The 21639-nt window shown below is 32.9% G+C and carries 18 protein-coding genes; 8 read left to right on the top strand and 10 right to left on the bottom strand.

Going from position 1 to position 21639, the window contains the following annotated elements; genetic code table 11:
- Positions 1 to 79: 79 nt before the first annotated feature.
- The 4 genes from HMPREF2580_RS02015 to HMPREF2580_RS02000 all read right to left on the bottom strand — a co-directional run bounded on the left by HMPREF2580_RS02015 (position 80) and on the right by HMPREF2580_RS02000 (position 4277).
- Positions 80 to 766, bottom strand: coding sequence for a 2,3-diphosphoglycerate-dependent phosphoglycerate mutase (locus tag HMPREF2580_RS02015; protein ID WP_002444129.1), 687 nt, complete (start codon positions 764 to 766; stop codon positions 80 to 82).
- 489 nt (positions 767 to 1255) lie between these two features.
- Positions 1256 to 2152: a cation diffusion facilitator family transporter gene (locus HMPREF2580_RS02010; RefSeq protein ID WP_070830227.1), complete on the bottom strand. Its 897-nt coding sequence runs from the start codon at positions 2150 to 2152 to the stop codon at positions 1256 to 1258.
- 240 nt (positions 2153 to 2392) lie between these two features.
- Positions 2393 to 2773: a GtrA family protein gene (locus HMPREF2580_RS02005; RefSeq protein WP_002444133.1), complete on the bottom strand. Its 381-nt coding sequence runs from the start codon at positions 2771 to 2773 to the stop codon at positions 2393 to 2395.
- 16 nt (positions 2774 to 2789) lie between these two features.
- Entirely contained in the window at positions 2790 to 4277 is a 1488-nt protein-coding gene (locus tag HMPREF2580_RS02000) for a DUF6056 family protein (RefSeq protein WP_070830226.1), read from the bottom strand.
- 182 nt (positions 4278 to 4459) lie between these two features.
- Between HMPREF2580_RS02000 and HMPREF2580_RS01995 the strand changes: the two genes are divergently transcribed.
- The 3 genes from HMPREF2580_RS01995 (at position 4460) to HMPREF2580_RS01985 (ending at position 7735) form a co-directional block, all read left to right on the top strand.
- A complete protein-coding gene (locus HMPREF2580_RS01995) occupies positions 4460 to 5605 on the top strand; it encodes a glycerate kinase (RefSeq protein ID WP_070830225.1) in 1146 nt (381 codons plus the stop codon).
- A 46-nt stretch (positions 5606 to 5651) separates the two neighbouring features.
- Positions 5652 to 6359 carry a hypothetical protein gene (locus HMPREF2580_RS01990; RefSeq protein ID WP_070830224.1) on the top strand — a complete coding sequence of 236 codons (708 nt, stop codon included), beginning with the start codon at positions 5652 to 5654 and terminating at the stop codon, positions 6357 to 6359.
- A gap of 173 nt (positions 6360 to 6532) precedes the next feature.
- Positions 6533 to 7735 (top strand): putative multidrug effflux MFS transporter TcaB, encoded by a 1203-nt coding sequence (locus HMPREF2580_RS01985; RefSeq protein WP_070830223.1) that lies wholly within the window; start codon positions 6533 to 6535, stop codon positions 7733 to 7735.
- 150 nt (positions 7736 to 7885) lie between these two features.
- Here HMPREF2580_RS01985 and HMPREF2580_RS01980 read toward each other — a convergent pair whose 3' ends face one another.
- Complete coding sequence (locus HMPREF2580_RS01980) at positions 7886 to 8353, bottom strand: GyrI-like domain-containing protein (RefSeq protein WP_002444144.1); 468 nt, start codon at positions 8351 to 8353, stop codon at positions 7886 to 7888.
- Between the two features lie 158 nt (positions 8354 to 8511).
- On the opposite strand from HMPREF2580_RS01980, the gene HMPREF2580_RS01975 reads away from it, so the two are divergent.
- Positions 8512 to 9126 carry a C39 family peptidase gene (locus tag HMPREF2580_RS01975; RefSeq protein ID WP_070830222.1) on the top strand — a complete coding sequence of 205 codons (615 nt, stop codon included), beginning with the start codon at positions 8512 to 8514 and terminating at the stop codon, positions 9124 to 9126.
- A 192-nt stretch (positions 9127 to 9318) separates the two neighbouring features.
- Here the strand turns inward: HMPREF2580_RS01975 and HMPREF2580_RS01970 are convergent, their stop codons facing one another.
- Positions 9319 to 10128, bottom strand: coding sequence for a metallophosphoesterase (locus tag HMPREF2580_RS01970; protein ID WP_070830221.1), 810 nt, complete (start codon positions 10126 to 10128; stop codon positions 9319 to 9321).
- 332 nt (positions 10129 to 10460) lie between these two features.
- On the opposite strand from HMPREF2580_RS01970, the gene HMPREF2580_RS01965 reads away from it, so the two are divergent.
- Together HMPREF2580_RS01965 and HMPREF2580_RS01960 are read left to right on the top strand one after the other, a co-directional pair.
- Positions 10461 to 11864 (top strand): amino acid permease, encoded by a 1404-nt coding sequence (locus tag HMPREF2580_RS01965; protein WP_070830220.1) that lies wholly within the window; start codon positions 10461 to 10463, stop codon positions 11862 to 11864.
- Positions 11865 to 12117: 253 nt separating this feature from the next.
- Positions 12118 to 14325: a cation:proton antiporter domain-containing protein gene (locus tag HMPREF2580_RS01960; RefSeq protein ID WP_070830219.1), complete on the top strand. Its 2208-nt coding sequence runs from the start codon at positions 12118 to 12120 to the stop codon at positions 14323 to 14325.
- A 96-nt stretch (positions 14326 to 14421) separates the two neighbouring features.
- On the opposite strand, the gene HMPREF2580_RS01955 is transcribed toward HMPREF2580_RS01960, so the two are convergent.
- Positions 14422 to 16251 carry an APC family permease gene (locus HMPREF2580_RS01955; RefSeq protein WP_070830218.1) on the bottom strand — a complete coding sequence of 610 codons (1830 nt, stop codon included), beginning with the start codon at positions 16249 to 16251 and terminating at the stop codon, positions 14422 to 14424.
- Positions 16252 to 16539: 288 nt separating this feature from the next.
- On the opposite strand from HMPREF2580_RS01955, the gene HMPREF2580_RS01950 reads away from it, so the two are divergent.
- Both HMPREF2580_RS01950 and yidC read left to right on the top strand, forming a co-directional pair.
- The gene (locus HMPREF2580_RS01950) at positions 16540 to 18039 is read left to right on the top strand and encodes a serine hydrolase domain-containing protein (protein ID WP_070830217.1); all 1500 of its coding nucleotides are present in this window, start codon (positions 16540 to 16542) and stop codon (positions 18037 to 18039) included.
- A gap of 180 nt (positions 18040 to 18219) precedes the next feature.
- Positions 18220 to 19041: a membrane protein insertase YidC gene (gene yidC / locus HMPREF2580_RS01945; protein ID WP_070830216.1), complete on the top strand. Its 822-nt coding sequence runs from the start codon at positions 18220 to 18222 to the stop codon at positions 19039 to 19041.
- An 84-nt stretch (positions 19042 to 19125) separates the two neighbouring features.
- Here the strand turns inward: yidC and HMPREF2580_RS01940 are convergent, their stop codons facing one another.
- From HMPREF2580_RS01940 to HMPREF2580_RS01930, 3 genes are all read right to left on the bottom strand, one after another.
- Positions 19126 to 19977, bottom strand: coding sequence for an NAD-dependent epimerase/dehydratase family protein (locus HMPREF2580_RS01940; RefSeq protein ID WP_070830215.1), 852 nt, complete (start codon positions 19975 to 19977; stop codon positions 19126 to 19128).
- A gap of 51 nt (positions 19978 to 20028) precedes the next feature.
- A complete protein-coding gene (locus HMPREF2580_RS01935; RefSeq protein WP_002444163.1) occupies positions 20029 to 20502 on the bottom strand; it encodes a DUF1440 domain-containing protein in 474 nt (157 codons plus the stop codon).
- Positions 20503 to 20662: 160 nt separating this feature from the next.
- Positions 20663 to 21595, bottom strand: coding sequence for a 2-dehydropantoate 2-reductase (locus HMPREF2580_RS01930; RefSeq protein ID WP_070830214.1), 933 nt, complete (start codon positions 21593 to 21595; stop codon positions 20663 to 20665).
- Between the last annotated feature and the right edge of the window lie 44 nt (positions 21596 to 21639).

Genomic DNA, 21639 nt, shown 5'->3' with positions numbered 1-21639 from the left:
CTTATAACTTCACAATAGAAAAGCCATTAAATGATAATTTAATACTTTATCATTTAATGGCTTGCGTTATTTTTCTATATTATAAATAGTATTTATCTTTAACATCCAAATCATCTGTTAATTCATAAACAAGTGGTGCACCTGTCTTAATTTCATATCCGACGATTTCCTCATCTGATAAATCTTCTAAATATTTGATTAATGCTCTTATAGAGTTACCATGTGCAGACACAAGTACTGTTTCTCCATCTAATAGATGTTGTGAAATTCGATCAGTCCATATAGGTACCACACGTTCTAAAGTATCCTTTAAACTTTCAGAGTACGGCATCATTCTTTTATCTAAGTGATTATATCTACGATTGCGTAAGTAATCATCACGTTGTTCTTCACTTTCTGCAGGCGGTTGAACATCATAAGAACGTCTCCATTGATGCACTTGCTCTTCGCCCCATTTTTCACGAGCATCATCTTTATTCAAACCTTGTAGTGCACCATAGTGTCGTTCATTGAGACGCCAACTTTTATGAACTGGAATCCATTGTTGATCAGAACCAGCTAAAATATATTGTGTAGTTTCTAAAGCTCTTGTAAGTAATGATGTATAAGCAACATCAATTTCCAATTTATTTTCTTCTACTTTTTTTCCTGCTGTTTTCGCTTCCTCAATACCTTGTTCCGATAACTTAACGTCTGACCACCCTGTGAATAAGTTTTTAGCATTCCATTCACTTTGTCCATGACGACATAATATTAATTTTGGCATAAGAAAAACACCTTCCTAGTTTAAATTACTTAATTGGCCACACTTTTCTCTCACTACTTTTATTATAAAACGCAATTCCCATATTTCCCAAACAATTGTATGGCTATTTTAGTAATATCCTGTTCCCTTATCAATTTTTAAAATTCATCATCCTAACTCATAAAAAAATAGACCCCACTTACATTAACAAAGAGCAAGGTCCAGATTATCGAAAAATTATTGAGAATATTTTATGATTTTTAATTCGCTCATAAATGGGTTAGAAATTATTAAATAAATAGAATACATAAGATGACTCCCTATACAAGATGTGGTTTGGAATTTTAATAGATATACGAAGTATTGACGGCGACACGCCTGCAGGAATAGCATGCGTCTTGAGACTACAGGCTCAAGCCATGCCCGCGGCAAGGGAGCCTAACAATACGAAGTATTGATATGACAGTCTAATTTTAAAAGGGGTTCTGCAGTCTGAAATCTATTGATATGTTATGATATTGAGTCATCATTTATATGGTGTTCCTTATCATTAGGTTCTGGATGAACATATACTGATGAAATGCCTTTACCATGTAAATGATTTTCAACTCTATCACAAATTTGATGCGCTTCATATAAAGATAAATCAGATTGAACCACAATCGTTACATCAAGAAAAATACTACTACCATGATATCTACCTTTAATGCTATTCACATCAATAACATCTTCCACTTCCAAGATATCATTACGATACTCTTCCAAATCCTTTTCATTAAAACCATCACTTAAAGTAAATATAGACTCCTTAAAGATTCCAAAACCTGTATAAATAATTAACAATCCTAAAAATGTCGCTAAAATAATATCGACAATCGGAAATCCAATTTGTGTAAATATTAGACCAATTGCTGTTCCGATACTAACTAAACTATCAGATAAATTATCTTTTGCGGCTGAACTTAATGAACTACTTTTTGTTCTCTTAGCAAGTCTGTGATTAACGTAAAATACACCTAACATAATTACACCACTTATAACACTAACAATAATAGTCATGATATTCGGGACATGTCTATCATGCGTGATTAATCTTGGCGCATTTTCAATAACGACTTGAATCCCTACAAACATAATAATGAACGAAACTAATAACGTTGAAATATTCTCAGATTTCAAATGACCATAAGGATGATTTTTATCAGCTGGTTTGATAGAAATTTTAAGACCTACAATAACAGCAATTGATACGAGAATGTCCGTCATATTGTTTAAAGCATCTGCTCTTACAGCAGCTGAATTATATATATATCCAACTACATACTTGGTTATCGATAAGATGATGTAAACGACTAAACTGAGGTAGGCACCACGTTGGGCTATCTTCAAATTTTCACTTTGAGACATGCGAACTTACCACCTTATTTTCCTTTAGTAATCATAGTATGAATCAATATTCGAGCTATTACAACGTTTTTTTATTTCTGTATTTTTTATGTAAACAAACTAATTAAATTTTTAGATTTACCTAATTTATTAATTTAATTTTATCAAATATGCCTCACTTTTATGGCACTTTCTTAAATCATTTTTCATATAAAAAATACCACCTAAGCCTCAATCGACTTAGATGGTATGGTTAACAGTTTAATCTCGCAACAGCCATTTAGATAAGATAAAAGTAATTGGAATGGTAATCACTAATCCTGCAAATGGTGCAATTTCTGAAGAAATATGAAACCATTGCACGAATATGTATAACAATAGCGTTTGCATCCCCATATTCACAACTTGCGTTAACGGAAAACTCAAAAACTTTTTTAAGGTAGGTTTGACTTTATAAACAAAATAACAATTTAAGTAATATGAAATGATGAAACTCACAATAAATCCTGTGACGTGACTGACTAAGTAATTAACATTTAATAACTTTAGAAGTAATAAATATACAATATAGTAATTTAAAGTATTGATTCCACCCACTATTACAAATTTTATAATTTCATAATGTGTTTGGGTTAATCTCATTATGTGTCTCCTTTATTTATTCTCCATCTACTCCAAAAGGTACTACTTTAAATTTTAAATCTTTAGGTAAGTCATAATATGCCTTGAGATCATTTAAGTCCCTTTCCTGTGTAGGCGTTGTTAAATGTGTGTATCTTTCAAATGGTAAACGTTCTAGAATGATATTCTTATGACTTTTACCATTTTTAAGTTGCGTTTCAATATTTTCAATTCTATGTACACTATTATTATAAATCAAACTAAATCCTACAATTAAAATAAAGCTTAGTATACAAACTAGCGTTTTTATAAAAACTGTAGCACTGTTAATACTTTCACCATATTGCTTTGCAAAACAAAGTACAAGTATCATCCATAGTACATAAATAAAGTAAAAGTTCCGAGGGCCTATAGGCGCGACAAATAACAAAGGTAACGTTGCTAATACGATAGACACGAGACAGCCTATTGCGATGGCTCTCAGATGTCTTTCATTTATCACTAATACAATGAAGTAAATCAAACTTACAAAATAAACGGTACATATTAGTAAATTTAAAACGGCGATTGAAAATGATTTCGTATACAATTCGAAATGAAATTGATTATAAATCAATACCTTATAGACAGGTAGACTAAATAAACAACTGAATAGTACTATTTTTAAAATGATATGCTTCGTTTTAAATATTATATTTTTATGTATTAAGCCCGCTACTAGTAGTGATATAACAGTTAATATTATATATTGATCAAGAAAGATATAATTTGGTAATTGCATCAACAATGTATAGCCTGCTTTATGTATGAATCCCCCTTTATCTGAAATTAAATAATATGCCGCTTTCCCTTCAATAATTTCAAAATAAATCGGATTTAAAAACATGATAATCGCACCTATACAACTTAGCATAAATCCTACAATTAAGTAATAACTGAGCTTTCTATGTTGAAAGAAATAAATAATTGAACCTATGAGAATCATTAAACTGTTGTATATTGTCATATTCTCAATGAATAATTGGCCGAATAAGCATGCGATTAAAAAAAGCCAAAGATGTTTGATACTCGCTTCTTTCTCACCATAAAGTATATATATAATAGAATATAAAATAAAAAGCGAAACGATTGATGAAGGGATATAATTATAAAATCCTGCAAACCATCCATAAGTCTCACTATAAATTGAGCTTGGGATAATAATAGATAAAGTAAAAGTTATAATAATAAACAATAATTTTCTGTTCACATTTACTATCATGGTGCATAAATAGATGATGAAACATGACAAAAACGTATAGCTTAAACATTTGAAGATTGCGCTATGCATAGCAATAATTTCTAAAAAACTCCCTAAATATCTTCCATTATTCTGCATGAGATCGTGACTCAATGAACTCAAATGAGAATTTAAGTACCAATGCCAATCTACAAACGATAATGGCGTTAAAATAGCCATAATGAAGTAGAAAACAATAATACCTATATACCAATAAAGTTGTTCGTGTTGTTTAATTTGATTCATAACTTATCCTTTCTGTGATGTCTTGATGTTCTATGAAAAACATGATTTATTTAAATTTTATTATAGACATATAATATTATAAAATACATCCTTTTACTAAAGATAATTATGAACATTACTTTAGTTGAAGTTCATTTTTATATAAAATAGAAATAAGACATACTAATAGGAAGTGATATCATGTGTCACATTTAAAAATTGTTATTGCACCTGATTCATTTAAAGAGAGCATGACAGCGAAAGAAGTAGCACAAGCCATTCAACAAGGATTTCAAGAGGTCTGGGATAATTATATTACATTCGATTTAATTCCTATGGCTGATGGTGGCGAAGGTACAACTGAGGCTTTAAAAGAAGCTTTAAACGCGATATCATACACCGCTAAAGTCAAAGACCCGCTTCATAGAGAGATTGAAGCAATGTACGCCATAAGTAATCAACATCAAACAGCAATCATCGAAATGGCGGCTGCTTCCGGCCTTGACTTATTGAAAGAATATGAAAGAAATCCACTTTACTCATCTTCATATGGAACTGGACAACTCATTAATCATGCACTTCATCATGGTGTTAAAAAAATCATCTTAGGCATTGGAGGAAGCGCAACGAATGACGGTGGCGTTGGAATGTTGCAAGCATTAGGCGTTTCCTTTAAAGATGTTGACGGTAAAGAGATTGCACAGGGTGGCGCAGCATTATCTTCTATTCATCGTATTGATATCTCTCAAATGAATCCATTACTACATGAAGTAGAATTTAAAGTGGCTTGTGACGTAACTAACCCACTGTTAGGTGAAAATGGCGCAACCCAAGTATATGGACCTCAAAAAGGCGCAACAGAAAAGATGATACCAAAGTTGGATTTCGCACTTAGTCACTATCATGATAAAATTGAAGTAGAATTACACAAGTGTGTTAAAGATAGCCCTGGCTCAGGTGCAGCTGGCGGAATGGGAACTGCATTACTCGCTTTCTTAGATGCTAAGCTACAACCAGGAATCGAACTAGTTCTAGAGGAAACACATTTTCAAGAAAGAGTGAAAGATGCACATCTTGTCATAACTGGAGAAGGTCAACTGGATAAACAAACGATTTACGGTAAGACACCTATAGGCGTTGCGAAATCAGCCAAAGTCTTTGACATTCCAGTTATCGCAATTTGCGGTAGTCTCGGAACCAATTATCAAGCAGTGTACGAGCACGGCATTGATAGTGTCTTTAGTATTGTTGAATATCCATGCGATATTAAGACTGCTCTTGAAAATGGACCCAAATATCTTCAAAGAACTGCATCAAACATCGCACGATTAATCAAATTAAATTTATAATTAAATCTAAGACATTGAAGTTTACCATTATTAATGAGGTGACATTATGAAAAGAACGGACAAGTATAGAGATTCTTACAAATATGATAACCAATATCAAAATCATAAAAGACGAGCAGAAGAAGATGAATATCGAAACAGAGCACAATCTCAAAATCGACCAAACGCTCAACGACCAAATCAACATAGAGATAACAGAGGCTTTGAAGATGAACCGGAACGTTACTACAATGGCCGTGACTATCGTCGAGAACAACAATTAGAAGAAGAAAATGAAAAATCAAGTAGAACTAAAAAATGGCTGATCGCACTTGTCGTTATATTATTAATTGTGGTAGCGATATTCGTAACACGCGCAATCATGAATCACAATGATGATAAAGTAAATAACGATCCAAACGTGTCTCAAAATTATAAAAAGCAAGTGGAAAGTCAGAATGATGACATCAATAAACAAGTGGATTCTGCTAAAAGTGATATTAAAAATAATAAAAACAGTGAATCTCAAATTGATAAATTACAAAGTGAAATTGACAAATTAAAACAAAAAGAAGAAAACAATGCCGACTCTAAATTCACTCAATTTTATCAAAAACAACTAGAAAAACTTAAAAATGCTAACAACGCAAAACAAAACAACGAAAACCAAAGTAAAATCAATAGTATGCTTGACGATATCAACACTAAATTTGATAGCATTAAATCAAAATTAGAAAGTATTCTTAACGGTAATAGCTCAAATTCAAATAATTAAAGTAACTCAATTCATACCCAATCGTCGAATCCATTTAAATCCTAGAAAGCAATGTAATCAACTAGCTTTCTAGGGTTTTTATTTATTTTAAATTTCAGATTAAAGTTTAATACTTACAAACATATGTAAAACGTATATAATTAATGCTGTAACTTGTTCAAAGGAGATTATTTATGACAAATTCAAGTGCCAAGCACTTCTCAATGATATTAATCATTATTCTAGGAGTAATGACTGCTTTCGGCCCGCTCACAATAGATACATACACACCTTCATTGCCTAAAGTTCAGCATGATTTTGGTACATCAACCTCAGAAATACAACTTACATTATCCTTTGCAATGATTGGTCTCGCACTCGGGCAATTTTTATTCGGTCCGATTTCAGACGTTTTTGGTCGTAAACGTGTCGCAATGATTTTAATGATAGGATACTTCATCGCATCAATGATTTCTGTATTCACTACACATCTCACATTATTTTTAATCATGAGATTCATTCAAGGATTAACAAGTGGCGGCGCGATTGTCATTGCCAAAGCTTCAGTTGGAGATAAGTATGATGGTAATGCGTTAGCTAAGTTTTTAGCATCTTTAATGGTAGTGAATGGAATTATTTCTATATTAGCGCCACTTCTAGGCGGATTGATATTATCCATTTCTAATTGGAGAATGATATTTGCATTTCTAACATTCATCGCTGTCATTGTATTGGTTGGTGTTTTCTTGAAAATGCCTTCACACATACACACAGCCCAAAATCGTCTTAATTTCAAAGATATTCTACAAGATTTCATATATTTACTTAAAAAACCAGCATTTGTGATACCTATGCTATTACAAGGGTTAACTTACGTGATGCTATTTAGTTATTCATCAGCATCTCCTTTTATTACTCAAAGGATTTATCATATGAGTGCTCCACAATTTAGTGTTATGTTAGCGATTAATGGTGTAGGTTTAATCGTTGTAAGTCAGCTTGTCGCACTCATAGTTGAAAAAATAAGTAGACATAAGATTTTAATTTACTTAACACTTATACAAATTTCAGGAGTGATATTACTCGTCATAACATTAACTTTCCATCTGCCCTTATATGTGTTACTTATTGCGTTCTTTATTAACATTTCACCAGTAACCTCAATTGCGCCATTAGGCTTTTCAATGGCAATGGAAGAGCGTACAGGTGGAAGTGGTAATGCTTCAAGTTTACTTGGATTGTTTCAATTTATCTTAGGTGGAATCATATCTCCCCTCGTCGGTTTAAACGGAGAACATGACATGACACCCTATTTAATGATTATTAGTATCACTGCAATATTACTTGTTTCACTACAAATCATATATTTCAAACTGTATTCTAAAAAGGTTTCCTAATATCAAAATTTCCGCATTCAAAATATCGTAGCCTCTAAAATGACTTTTAAGTAAAATCATTTTAGAGGCTATAATCATGTCTATTATTCAAAGTCTCTGTCATATCATGTTAGAAATGATATTTAGACAATTATGTTATGGTTAAGCAAATCAATGAATTGGCATCCAAATTTCTGTAATATAGTTATCGCTTTCTGTGTCGCCTTCTCTATATAATTCGAAAAATGGTGCTTGCTTAACTTCGATATTTTCATTTGGAATCAACTCGCGATGAATGTGATTCATTGTTTGTTGAACGCTTTTAGGAACAGGTCCTTTCGCTTCTACGACTAAATATTTTCCACCTTCCAAATAAAATGTATCTAAACCATCATGTGGGTCGTCAGCGCTAGTAACACCAATTGCATAGTCCATCGTTTTATCTTGATGAGGTATACATACACCTAAAAGTCCGTTGAGTTGTTGATCACTTTTTTCAATTAATCGTTCATCCAATTTCATTGAATGTACATCTTCCCAGAAATCTGCAATATTACTTTGTGCGTGTCCACCACTTTTATAATGTCTGTAAACACCAATAATCCTAGTTTTATCAAGATTTTTTATATTATAGTCCATTTGATATACCCCCGTTTAAAATTTTACTCAAATATCTTATAACCCCTTTTCACAATAATAACCTTATGAAAAAAAATAAACATTTTAATATACTAAATGAATCGTACGTTATATAATATTTAATACTACATAAATACTAGTACGTTGAGGAAAAAATTATGAAGAAAACGATTCTACCAGTTAAACCTATAAGTCAATTATTCCCGATACCTATGGTGATGGGTTGTGAGGGTGTATCTGCAGCAATGCTACTCCAGTTTAATCATTATTCAATCAAAGCCACTCATATCATGAGTCAATGGCCTACCCACCCAAATAATCCATACAAAGGTTACGTGGGACATCCTTTACTAGTTAAGTTTGGTTATCATCAAACGATATTTCCAGATGCTTTTGTCCCATTTTTACAACAATATGATCAACGTGTAGTAAATGGTACAGGCACGAGTTTGGAACAACTTGAACTAATTATCAATCGTGGTCAACCTGTCATTATTTATCATACAAGTTTAGGCACCCGACCACTTCATCGCGTTTTTCATTTAGATAATCAACCTACACGACTCGTATCTAATATCCATGTCACTTTACTTATCGGTTATGATGACACTCACTACTATTATATCGACCCTCTATGGACTCGGATAGCAAAAGGTATTATCATACCGTCGATTATCCCCAATAAAAAACAGATTATTAAGATTAAAAAATCGAAATTAAAACGTAGTTATGATGCACCCGGTCAAATGTGTGTGTATATCAATCCTAATTAAATGAAAGAGGTCGGGATAAAAGTGTTCAGGATTTGAGCAGAACCAAACAATGAGTAAAATTGCTTCTCAAATTTTGTCGAATTGTAAATGTGTTACTGCCGAAAATCCTGCTTTTGGGACGCCGTTAATCGGTTTCCCAGAACATAAACGATAAAGTTCCCAACCTCTTTACGTTTATATTATATTTAAATACTAAATATCAAAATCTACTAGTGCGTGATTCATTTCCATCTCCATATCTGGCGTTCTCCATTGTCGCTGATACCCTAAGCACGGACAAATATAAGTTATTCCATTTTCCTTAATTTCCTTTCTAAAATGAACATGCCCCATAATACTATATATGATAGGATATGCTTCATAGATAGCATCAAAATCATGAGTCCCTATAAACGCATTGAAGAAATCAAAAATACGATGTGGTGTTGGCACAACAAATTGAGGATGTGTAACAATATGCGTCATTAATATGATATTCCGATTACCCACTTGCTTGATATCCTCTTCTACTTTATTCGCTGCTATTTTAGATAGTTGTTGATCAGAGAGTGACCAATCCATTCTCACTTTATCTTGCCACGTTGCCCCGTAATGTTTACCTTTTTGGATTTTATCTTGAGTAAACCGTGTATCGGCATAGCTATAATCATACCAACCTGTATTTCCAACTATTGCCCATTCGTCATTAATAATGAAAGGTCGCCCAATTAGACATTCTTCTTTTGACTTGTAGTAATCTAAAATTTCAGTTGATGTTTTATCTGAATCATCTGACCATAAGTCGTGATTCCCAGGTATAAAGTATGTCGGAATATTAATATTATCCTTTAATTGCTTTATAAAATGATAACTCATTTGATAATCGTTAGAAATATCTCCCGCAATTAATAAGATATCTAGCTTTCTTTGTTGAATAACCTGACTCAAGACATTTAAATATTCATCTTGCTCCAATTTTGGATGACGGTCTACATGTAAATCTGAAATTGCTCCTATTTTCATCGTTTAACCCTTCTCAACTATGATTAAATTAATATTTATTATTACATATCAAGAAATCAAAGTTAATTAATCAGTATTGTATAATAACTTGCTATTTGAAAAATAAGGATTATAATTAAGTATAATTTTTAGCTTTAATGAATTTTTATAAATTAAAATGATTGCGTTCGAATATTTTGATAATTCTAATAAATCATAAGTATTTATTATCACAAAAGTTACAATAAATGTATTTACTTATATTTCTGAAAATTATTGCTTTATTCAACTCATTTCTATATTATTAAACGAAAGAAAACGCTTTCATATTTGCTTTTCTGAGGAGGAAATCTATGGCTAGACAGTTGCATAGAGAGTTGAATAACAGACACATTCAATTAATCGCAATTGGTGGCGCGATTGGTACTGGATTGTTTCTAGGTTCTGGACAAACGATTTCGTTAACTGGACCTTCACTGTTATTTACCTACATGATTATTGGGATTATTTTATTCGCATTTATGCGCGCATTGGGAGAATTGTTATTAAGTAACTCTAGGTTTAATTCATTTGTGGATATTGCAAATGAATACTTAGGGCCATTCGGAGGATTCGTCATTGGATGGACATACTGGATTTGTTGGGTAGTATCAAGTATGTCTGATTTAACAGCTATGGGGCAATATTTTGCATATTGGTATCCTCAAGTCCCCCATTGGCTCACTGTATTATTTATTGTATTGATTTTAATTTCATTTAACTTACTTGGTGCCAGATTGTTTGGAGAACTTGAATTTTGGTTTTCAATTATTAAAGTGGTAACGATTGTCGCGATGGTCATCGTTGGATTGGTTTTAATTTTCCTATCATTTAAAACGCACTACGGTCATGCATCATTTACAAACTTGGTTAAACACGGTGGCATGTTCCCACATGGTACATTCGGATTCTTAATGTCATTCCAAATTGCAGTATATTCATTCATTGGTATTGAGTTAATCGGTGTAACTGCAGGTGAGACGAAAGATCCTGAAAAGACAATACCTAAAGCGATTAACAACGTACCTGTCAGAATTTTACTCTTCTATATTGGTGGTTTATTAGTCATTATGTCAGTGATACCTTGGGATAATATTGATCCGGACAGTAGTCCATTCGTTAAATTATTCAGCTTAATTGGTATTCCATTTGCAGCCGGCATCGTTAACTTCGTCGTATTAACTGCTGCAGCTTCAGCAACTAACAGTGGTATTTATTCTAATAGCCGTATTTTATTCGGTTTGGCTAAACAAGGTTTAGGACCTAAAGTGTTAACTAAAACGAATAGCAATGGTGTACCTTACCTTTCAATGTTTGTTTCATCAATCACGCTATTAGTGGCTGCATTATTAAATTTCATCTTCCCAGACGCCATCAAGTTATTCATCTACGTCACAACATTATCAACTGTTCTATTCTTAGTCGTTTGGGCGATGATTATCGTTTCATATATTGTTTATGTTAGAAAGAATCCCGAAGCACATAGAAATAGTAAATTTAAATTAATTGGGGGTCAAGGTGTTGCATTTGTCGTTTTAGCCTTTTTCTTCTTCGTGTTTATATTATTATTCTTTAGTAATGACACGCGTGCGGCAATATTTATCTCACCAATTTGGTTTATCTTCCTATTCTTCTACTATAAAAAGTACAAAACGAATGCTAAAGCATTAGCCAAAAAACAACGCATACTCGATAAAAAGCAGGCAGAAAACACATAAATCAAATTTAATAAAGCTGATTGGGGTAAATCCATTCAAATACCATGGGAGTGGGATGGCAATATAATTTAGTAAAATTATATTGCTGTCACTACTCCCTTTTTTATATCAATAAATCATCATCTGTATGTATCTCTTCTTTTACGGGTAATAATCAAATAGATGATTATATTTTCTTTTAAACATTGCAATCATGCTATTTATACGATGAAATGGTAAAATATATGTTATTGATTTTATAGAGGAGAATCATATGGAACTATTAGAAGCTTTCTTAATATTTATATTTGCAGTAATCGTAAGTTCTGTTTTACATAATATGTTTCCGAAGATACCTACTGCATTTATTCAAATCGGTTTAGGTGTGATTATCTTCATCCTACCTATCCCAATGCACTTCGAATTTGATTCCGAAGTATTTATGATGGCCGTCATTGCGCCCCTCCTCTTCGTTGAGGGGACACATGTTTCGCGAACTAAATTACTCGAATATCGCAAACCAATTATATTGATGGCAATGGCATTAGTTTTTACAACTGTCATCGGCGTTGGATATTTTATACATTGGATATGGCCTGATCTACCTACGCCAGCCGCTTTTGCGATTGCAGCCATCCTATGTCCAACTGATGCTGTAGCTGTTTCTGCGATTACACAAGGAAAGGTTTTACCTAAAGGATCAATGTCGATTCTTGAAGGTGAATCTTTACTGAATGATGCAGCAGGTATCATTTCCTTTAAAATTGCGGTCACTGCACTTGTGACAGGTGTATTTTCTGCAATGAATGCCATTGAACAATTTATTATTTCTACTATTATTGGAATCTTAGTTGGTGCAATCTTTGGCATTATTGTTGTCAGAGTCCGTATCTACCTTACAGCGAATAAAGGGCTTAAAGACAATAATACTTTGACATTTATCCAACTACTTACACCATTTGCTGTTTACTTTTTGGCCGAAGAACTTCATGCATCAGGCATTATCGCTGTCGTTGTAGCAGGTTTAATTCATGGTTTAGAACGAGACCGATTAATCCGTGCTCAAACAGAATTGCAAATGAACTTTACGCAGATATGGAATACTCTGAGTTATGCATTAAATGGATTTGTATTTGTGGTGCTCGGCTTTATGGTACCCGAAGTGGTGATGGAGATTGTTAAAGAAGAACCTGAGAATATTAAATTCCTAATTACGATTACTTTGTTAATTGCACTTGCAATCTATGTATTTCGCTTTATATGGGTCTTCTTATGGTATAAAGATTTTTATTTCCCGAAAAATATCCAATATTATATGAATGAGTCGGAGGATGAAGAAACACCTCCAAAGCGATCACATTATGCATTCATTATGACAATGTGTGGAATACACGGTACAATTTCACTCTCAATGGCATTAACCTTACCGTATATGATTAATCATGGACATCAATTTGAATATCGCAATGATTTATTATTTATTGCATCGTTAATGGTCTTAATTAGTTTAATTTTAGCTCAAGTCATCTTACCTCTGATTACGCCTTCTGAGGAGGAACCTCAATTCAAAGGTATGAGTTATCAATCGGCTAAGATTTTCATCGTTCAGAATGTGATAGATCATTTTAAAAAGGAATCTAAAGAACAGCCAACAGTAGATTATAGACAAGTGATGAACCAATACTTCCAAGAATTAGGATTTCTGTTAAATATAGAGCCAGATAATAAGAATACGAAGGAACTTCGGAGATTAGAAGATATTGCTGAAGATGTTGAAACAGAGACATTGGAACGACTTATCAATAGTGGCAAAATCGATGCAACAAATTTACGTGATTATCGTAGCGTCATGGATGCAACGCAAGCGTATAATGAAAAAACTTTCGTTGAAAAATTCACACGTTTCTTCAGAATGATTTACTTACGTTTCAAAGCTAGAAAAAATCGTAGAAAAGAAGAACGCTTAGTTCATAAACAAGCGCATGCAAAATTAAAAGAAGCACATCAATCGTCTAGTGAAAACAAAGAAAAAATTAGAGAACAACGTGAAGCTTATAAAAATTCTCGAAAAGAATTGAAAGAACAACGTGAAATTAGGAAGCAACAATTTTACGGAAGTTATAAACAAGTTCAAAAGATATTAAGAATTGTTAATCATCATATCGTTCTAAGAATGAAGGAAGAACAAAATAGTTCAAATGTATTAGAAGTGAGTTTAGTCATTAATCAATACTATTCACTATCCAGAATGTTACGTAGCCGTTCCCGTCATCTCACGAAGACATCTAAAGAAAACGGTCAACATACAAATGAACTCGTTCCTGAAATTCAAAGAGAGTTGAAATTAGAAGGCTTATATACACAAAGAAGTGTATTAGATGAATTAATTAAGCGTAATAAAATTACAAATGAAGTCGCAACGCAAATACGTGAAAACATCAACTATAATGAAATTGTCCTATCACATGAATCAGATGAATAGAACTTAATAAATCATTGGATACCTCAATATAAAAGGCTCAGAAAGATGATTAACACATTCTTTCTGAGCCTTTCTCTATTTTAAATGGTGAAAATTTTATTTTTTAAGTTTAAATGGAATTGTACATAAAATAACGTTCTTTTGATAGATGAGGTGCATTTTCAATCTAAAACTTGTTTGGTTATGCAATAAATTATGCCACGGTTTCTTTGGAATAAATTCAGGCACAACCACTGTAATTAAATAATTTTGATCATTTGCTTTCTTACGAATTTTGTCGATGAATCTTGAAATAGGACGAATGATACTTCGATATTCTGAATGTAGGATGACTAATCTTACATCTGGGAAGTGTCGTTTCCATTTCTCCATCAACGCTTTATCGTCTTCATCACCAAAAGTCACATGTACTGCAATCACATCATTGTTAGCCAACATTTGTGCATAATAAATCGATTTATCAACCGCAGTCGTAATACTAGGTATTGGCACAATAGCCAAATTACGATCCACTACAGGAATATCATGTACATCGATATCTGAACGCAATTCTTGAGCTATATTTTTATAATGCGTATTAATTCTGATAAATACGGACACAACAAATGGTAAGAACAGTAATATTGGCCATACTTGAGTGAATTTAGTAATTAATAAAATCATAAATACGATAAACGTTATTGTTCCGCCTACTAAGTTAAATGATAATTTAATCCCCCAACCTTTAGGTCGTTCTTTTGTCCATTTTAAAACCATTCCAAACTGAGCGAGTGTAAATGGGATAAACACACCGACGGCATATAAAGGAATTAAATTTTCTGTCATTCCATTAAATACAATAATCAAAATTATTGCCAATACACCTAATACAATAATCGAGTTAGAATAACCTAAACGATCTCCACGAACTATAAACATACGTGGCATGTATTTATCTTTAGACATTGATGCAGCCAACATCGGAAAAGCAGTAAATCCTGTATTAGCAGCTAGTACTAATATCATTACTGTCGTTGCTTGGACGAAATAGAAAGCAACATTATTACCAAATATTTTTGATGCTAATTGAGATAATACTGTTGTTTCAGTTTGTGGCATAATGCCATAAACGTAAGATAACCCCACGATTCCTACAAGTAAGACAGCAAGGATTGAACCCATTGCGATAAGTGTTTTAACTGCATTTTTAGGTGCAGGATCTTTGAAGTTAGTCACGGCATTAGAAATCGCTTCTACACCAGTTAAAGATGATGCCCCAGAAGAGAATGCCTTCAATAATAAGAATAATGTCACTCCTGGTACTGCAGTCCCCACAGTCGAATGCATATGTGGTTGAATGTCTCCAATTGCTACTCTGTATGTTCCTACAATAATTAATACAATTAAACCTATGATAAATAAATAAACTGGATAGGATAACACTGTTGCCGATTCAGTTAATCCTCTCAAGTTCATGATTAATATGAATAAAACTAATAAACAAGCAATTAATACTTTAAAATGATATAAATTCGGAAATGCAGCTACAAATGCATCTGCACCCGATGAAATACTTACGGCAACTGTCAAAATATAGTCGACTAATAGCGAACCACCTGCGAGCAATCCCCATTTCTCGCCGAGATTCGTCTTAGATACCATATACGCGCCTCCACCTTTAGGATAGGCGTATATCACTTGTCGATATGACATGATTAAAGCTACAAGTAAAATAAGTACCGCACCAGCAATTGGCAAAGTATACCATGAAGCAACGGCTCCAACTACTGATAGAGTAATTAAAATCTGCTCTGGCCCATATGCCACAGAAGATAATGCGTCAGAAGATAAGATTGCTAAACCTTTGAATTTAGTTATTTTCTCATCCTTCAAATCTCTATTTTTCTTTGGTCTACCGATCAAAAGTCTTTTAAATTGATTGAACATGACTCCTACCTCTTTAACTCTTTATCAATGGCTAAACTATACTCCCATCTTTAGAAAATGTATAGGATTTCATGATATCTTTTATTATATAGTTTACTCAATTAGTGTTATAATACACTTATTTTTAGTTGTAAATTACCAATTATTTTAACTACAAAAAGATTGTCAACAACGTGATGAGCCTTCTTATGAAGTAATCTTTACGAAAACTGTTATAATAAACACACTTATTACATCTAGGTTGCGTACAATCAAAAATATAAAACATAATTGATAGAGGATGGCATAATGAAAACAAAACCTTTTATTATCACTGCTTTCGTAATGATGGTGCTTTTAATGAGCGGTATATTAACAAAACACTATACAGCACATAGTAAAACCGAAACGATGTTAACACATCATTCGCTAAAGCAAATCGATAGCATTGTTCATTCAGCAATGCGAAATGGGAAAATACCAGGAGTTTCTGTATTAATCATTAAAGATAATAAAATCTTCTTAAATAAAGGTTATGGTTATGCTAATGTAAGTCAGAAAACAAAAGTAACACCCCGTACTCGATTTGAAATTGCTTCAAATACAAAGGCATTTACTGGATACAGTGTGCTACAACTTGCTAAGGAAGGTAAACTGAGTTTAAACGATAAAGTATCAAAATATGTACCTGGTTTTTATATGAATTATGATGATGAAAAAAAGGACATTACAATAAAGCAACTACTCGGTCATACTAGTGGTATACCTAGCGATATCACTGAAGAAGATCATTATTCTGAAGACTATAATAGTATTAAAAATATAGTAGACTATGCGAAAGGTAAAGAACTGAATGAAACGCCTGGAGATGCCTTTGAATATTCTAATATGAACTACGATATTTTGGGTCTCATTGTTCAGAACGTTTCACACCAATCATACCAATCTTATATTAAGGAACATATATTATCACCTTTAAACATGAAAGATACGACGTTTAAAACTACAAGTAAAAAAGGTAAAAATGAGGCTTCCGGTTATGAATTAATCAGTGGTGACACTGAAAAAACCACACCAGAATTCAATATTGGGGATACACCTTCAGCATTTATGATGTCTAGCACAAAAGATTTGGAAAATTGGATTAAAATGCAATTGGATCCTTCCGACAAAACACAATCAATTGTTGAACAATCCCATCAGTCTATTTCTAAATCTGAGGGTGTAGCAGATGCAAATGGTTATGGTGCAGGTTGGTTTATTAATTCGAATGACCATACTATTTATCACACAGGTACTTTAGACAATTTCTCATCTGAAATTTTATTAAATCCGAAAAAATCATATGGCATTGTCGTATTAGCGAATATGAATTCTTCACAAGTTACAAATTTAACTGACAATTTAAATTCGCAAATTTTAAATAATGAGCATTATACAACTATTGAGCAAAAAATTGATCAATCAGCAAATTTTAATCACACAATTACAATTCTTTCATGTATTGGCACATTTATATTTCTGATACTGAGTCTAAGTCGCTTAAATAAATTGAAACTTAAACGAATCGTATATGATAAAAGAAAAATTGCGTTTATCAGTTTTTTACTCCTACTGACACTCTTTGTTTTATTTAGTATCGCCATTTACTTGCTTCCATTATTTATTTTAGGTAATGCTAGCTGGACATTCGTATTATCATGGTTACCGATTCATGCTAAGTGGCTCATCGCTAGTTTTTATATTTTCATGCTCATGATTATGATATGGCTTTCTGTTGTTATTTTGACACGTCAGCCAAAAACATAGATTGCATTTTATTGCATCTAAGCAAAGATTTTTAACATTTAGGAACGATTGCACATTCAAAAGTACGTATTTTGTTACTTTTAGGATGTGCAATTTTTTGCTTTTTTTAATACTTTGTATGTAATTTTTTGATAAAATTTAGTTACCCAAATAGAGATAGAAAGAAGAAGGAAGATGACGATGCATAAACGACTCACTCTAGTATTGTTAAGTTTGATTATATTTTTAACTGGTTGTGATTATTCTAAGAAAGAAAATCAGACCGGCATTTTCTACAATACATTTGTTAAACCTATGGATGGTTTACTTCACTTTTTAGGGAGACTCTTTCATGATAATTACGGTTTAGCCATTATTGTGATTGTACTCATCGTTCGGTTTATCTTACTTCCTTTAATGCTGATTCAAGTGAAAAATATGCATATGATGCGCGAAAAAACAAAAGTAGTAAAACCTGAATTAGATGCAATTAGAGAGAAAATTAAAAATGCTGATTCACAAAAAGAACGTAACGCTGCAAACCAATTACTAATGAAGAAATATAAATCATATGGTATTAATCCATTTAAAAATATGATCGGATGCTTGCCTGTCATAATTCAAATCCCTATTCTTATGGGACTATATATGAGCTTAAAATACCCTACTAGCGATGGTATTACAAAATATCCTCATTTCTTATGGTTTAATTTAACAGAACCTAACTTAATTATGACTATTATCGCAGCGAGTATGTATTTTATTCAGCCGTTAGTCAATTCAATACATTATCCTAAAGATCAACGAACAACGTATTATGTCATCATGGTTGTGTCACCCTTATTTATTACATATGCTTCATTGACTTCAGCTTCAGCTCTAGGATTATACTGGAGTATAAGTGCGGGTTTCTTGATTATACAGATGCATTTTGCCCACTCTTATTATGGTAAACTGGCACGTCAAGAAGCTGCTAATCTTAAAAAGCATTTAAATCAGAATCAAGAAAAGGAATTAGAATAAATATAAAATTAAAAAGCACGATTTAAAGTGAAACGTAAACGCAATCAATGATTGCGATGTCTTACTTTAAATCGTGCCTTTATTTTATTCTATAGGGTCCATACCATCTTTCCAACTTGGATAGATTAAAGTACCACCTTGTGCTTTAAATTTATCATTCGCTACGCCTCTTTCAAATGGTTGCGCAGGTTGAATATTGATTTTTGGATCAACTTGCAATTGATTTTTATACCATTCTGCAAAATCAGATCCTTTAACTGGCTCATCATCAGCAACATTATAAATACCACTATCAAAATGAATCGCTTGAATTGATGTTTCTACAGCATCATCAAGATGAATGAATGATGTTACACCATCACTTAAAGTAACATCTCCATCAATAAATTGATTATAAATCATACCATCTTTACCGTACCAAGTTCCAGGCCCATATAACCAACCGAAACGTAGTACCACATATTCATCAATACGTGCAGTTTCTTTTTCAAGACCCTCAACACCGTCTACAGTAATCTTTCTGTCACCTGTTGAATTATAATCTAAAGGCGTCTCCTCAGTCGCTAAACCTTCCCCAGGTTCATACGTAAATGCAATACTTTGAGCAATGACTTTTCTCACATTATGTTTAAGTGCGGCATCCATAAGATTTTTAGAGCCTTCAATTCTCACTTTAGTATTAGCACTCATATCTACATTTTTTAAATCAGTAATTTGATTAATGATGATTTCAGGCTTGAATGCTTCAATCGCTGCATCAATCGTTTCAGCCTTTAAGATGTCTCCTACATAGGGTTGAACTCCAGCACTTTCTAATTTTTGCTTGCCGTGTTCAGATGTTGTGAAACCTGCAACTTCATGTCCTTCCTCTTTGAGACGTTTTGTTAATCTTGTTCCAATTAATCCAGTTGCACCTGTTACGAATATCTTACTCAATTTATTCACCTTCTCTTTCTATTTTTCTGAAAATGAATTCCCAAATCTACTCTACTTTTGAGCGGATCTGACATAATCAATGGCATTCATCCAAACGATATGTCCTAATAATTCTGAAATACGTTCTTCTTTCGGTAATTCCTCAACTTTTGGAGTTAATCCCATTTGCGGTAAAAGATATTCATGGAAAAAGGTATTAACAGCAATTCCAAATAAACCACCTCTTAATGCAGTTACTTTGGAACACTTTTCAGCTAAGACGGCATACGCAAACGCATGCACAATTGAGAAACCATAATGAATACCCATGACCGTCAGAGGAATTTCATTCTGATTGTAAGTATACGAGGCATTTTTAATTTTTTCAGGTAATCCGACTTGATTTAATAATGTCAAAGGCGGTGGTTCTTCTTCACGTTCAGGTGTTCTCGGGGGCATAAGCGCTTCCCAGCCCATTTTCACAGCTCCACCAATAAAACCACCGACAATTCCTGTAACTATGATACGTCGACATGTACTGGACATGATTTCATCTCCCTTTTTATCTTACGTGTATTTGTTTACCCTTTTGTAAAATACTAAAGCATGAGATAGCGTTTAAATTAATAAAAAAGAAACAGCATACGTTCAACCTTATATCTGAAATCATTAATTAGGCTATAACTTGTAAGCTGTTTCTTTAATTTTATTGTGCATTCAATTGATTTTCCTTTGAATGAATAAGATTTGTTACAAAGGCATTAACTGGCGCTGGTATATTATTTTCCTTACCTAATTGAGCCACAGCACCATTAATATAATCAATTTCTGTTTTACGGTGATCTTTAATTAAATCTTGATACATAGATGGATAATGTGGTCCTACCTTCTCATTTAAATTAATCAGATACTCAAATACTTCATCTACATTAAGATAAACATCATCTGTTGTAGCCACATGAACAATTTCTTGTGTCAGTTGATAAATTAAATTTTTAGCATAACTACTGTCATTTAATGTTGCTAAATTACATTCCAAGATACTACATAACGCGTTGGCTGTTCCATTGACGCAAATTTTTTTCCATATAGATTGATGCAAGTTATCACTCTCAATACCATTTAATTCAGCTTTCTTTAAAATATCCACCACAACTTTAACATTATCTTTTCCTTCAGGAACGAGACTTCCTATTTCAACAGGGCCACTTCCCATGAGGTGCGTATGTCCTGGTTTGTCTATTCCTGCTGTCCATGTTGTTACGCCACGTACAATTCTATATTCTTCAACATAATTTCGAATAAGACGTTCATGCTTTAAACCATTCATTGTACACACAATAATTGTTTGATTGTGTATATGAGGTTGTATGTCTTCCAAAACATGCTTGAGTTGCATTGATTTAGGAAATAGGAAGACAATATCGTAGACTTCAGATTGTGGAATTTGAGAGAAACGATACATAGGAATATCAAAATGATACATTGAACCGTTGATATCGATGTGTAACCCTTCTTGTTGAATTGACGTGACTTGTGGTTCCCATCCATCAATAAGTGACACATCATAACCATGTTGGAATAATTTAGCTCCGAATCCACTACCGAGTGCGCCTGAACCAGCAATTGCTATTTTCATGCAAGCCATCCCCTTTAATTGAGTGATTTTGTTTTTAAAGTACA

Origin of the sequence: Staphylococcus sp. HMSC036D05 (genome assembly GCF_001836225.1) — a bacterium.
GTDB classification, from domain to species: Bacteria; Bacillota; Bacilli; order Staphylococcales; family Staphylococcaceae; genus Staphylococcus; species Staphylococcus caprae.
The sequence above is the reverse complement of the archived record's forward strand: the minus strand, read 5'-3'. Positions and strand labels throughout refer to the sequence as shown.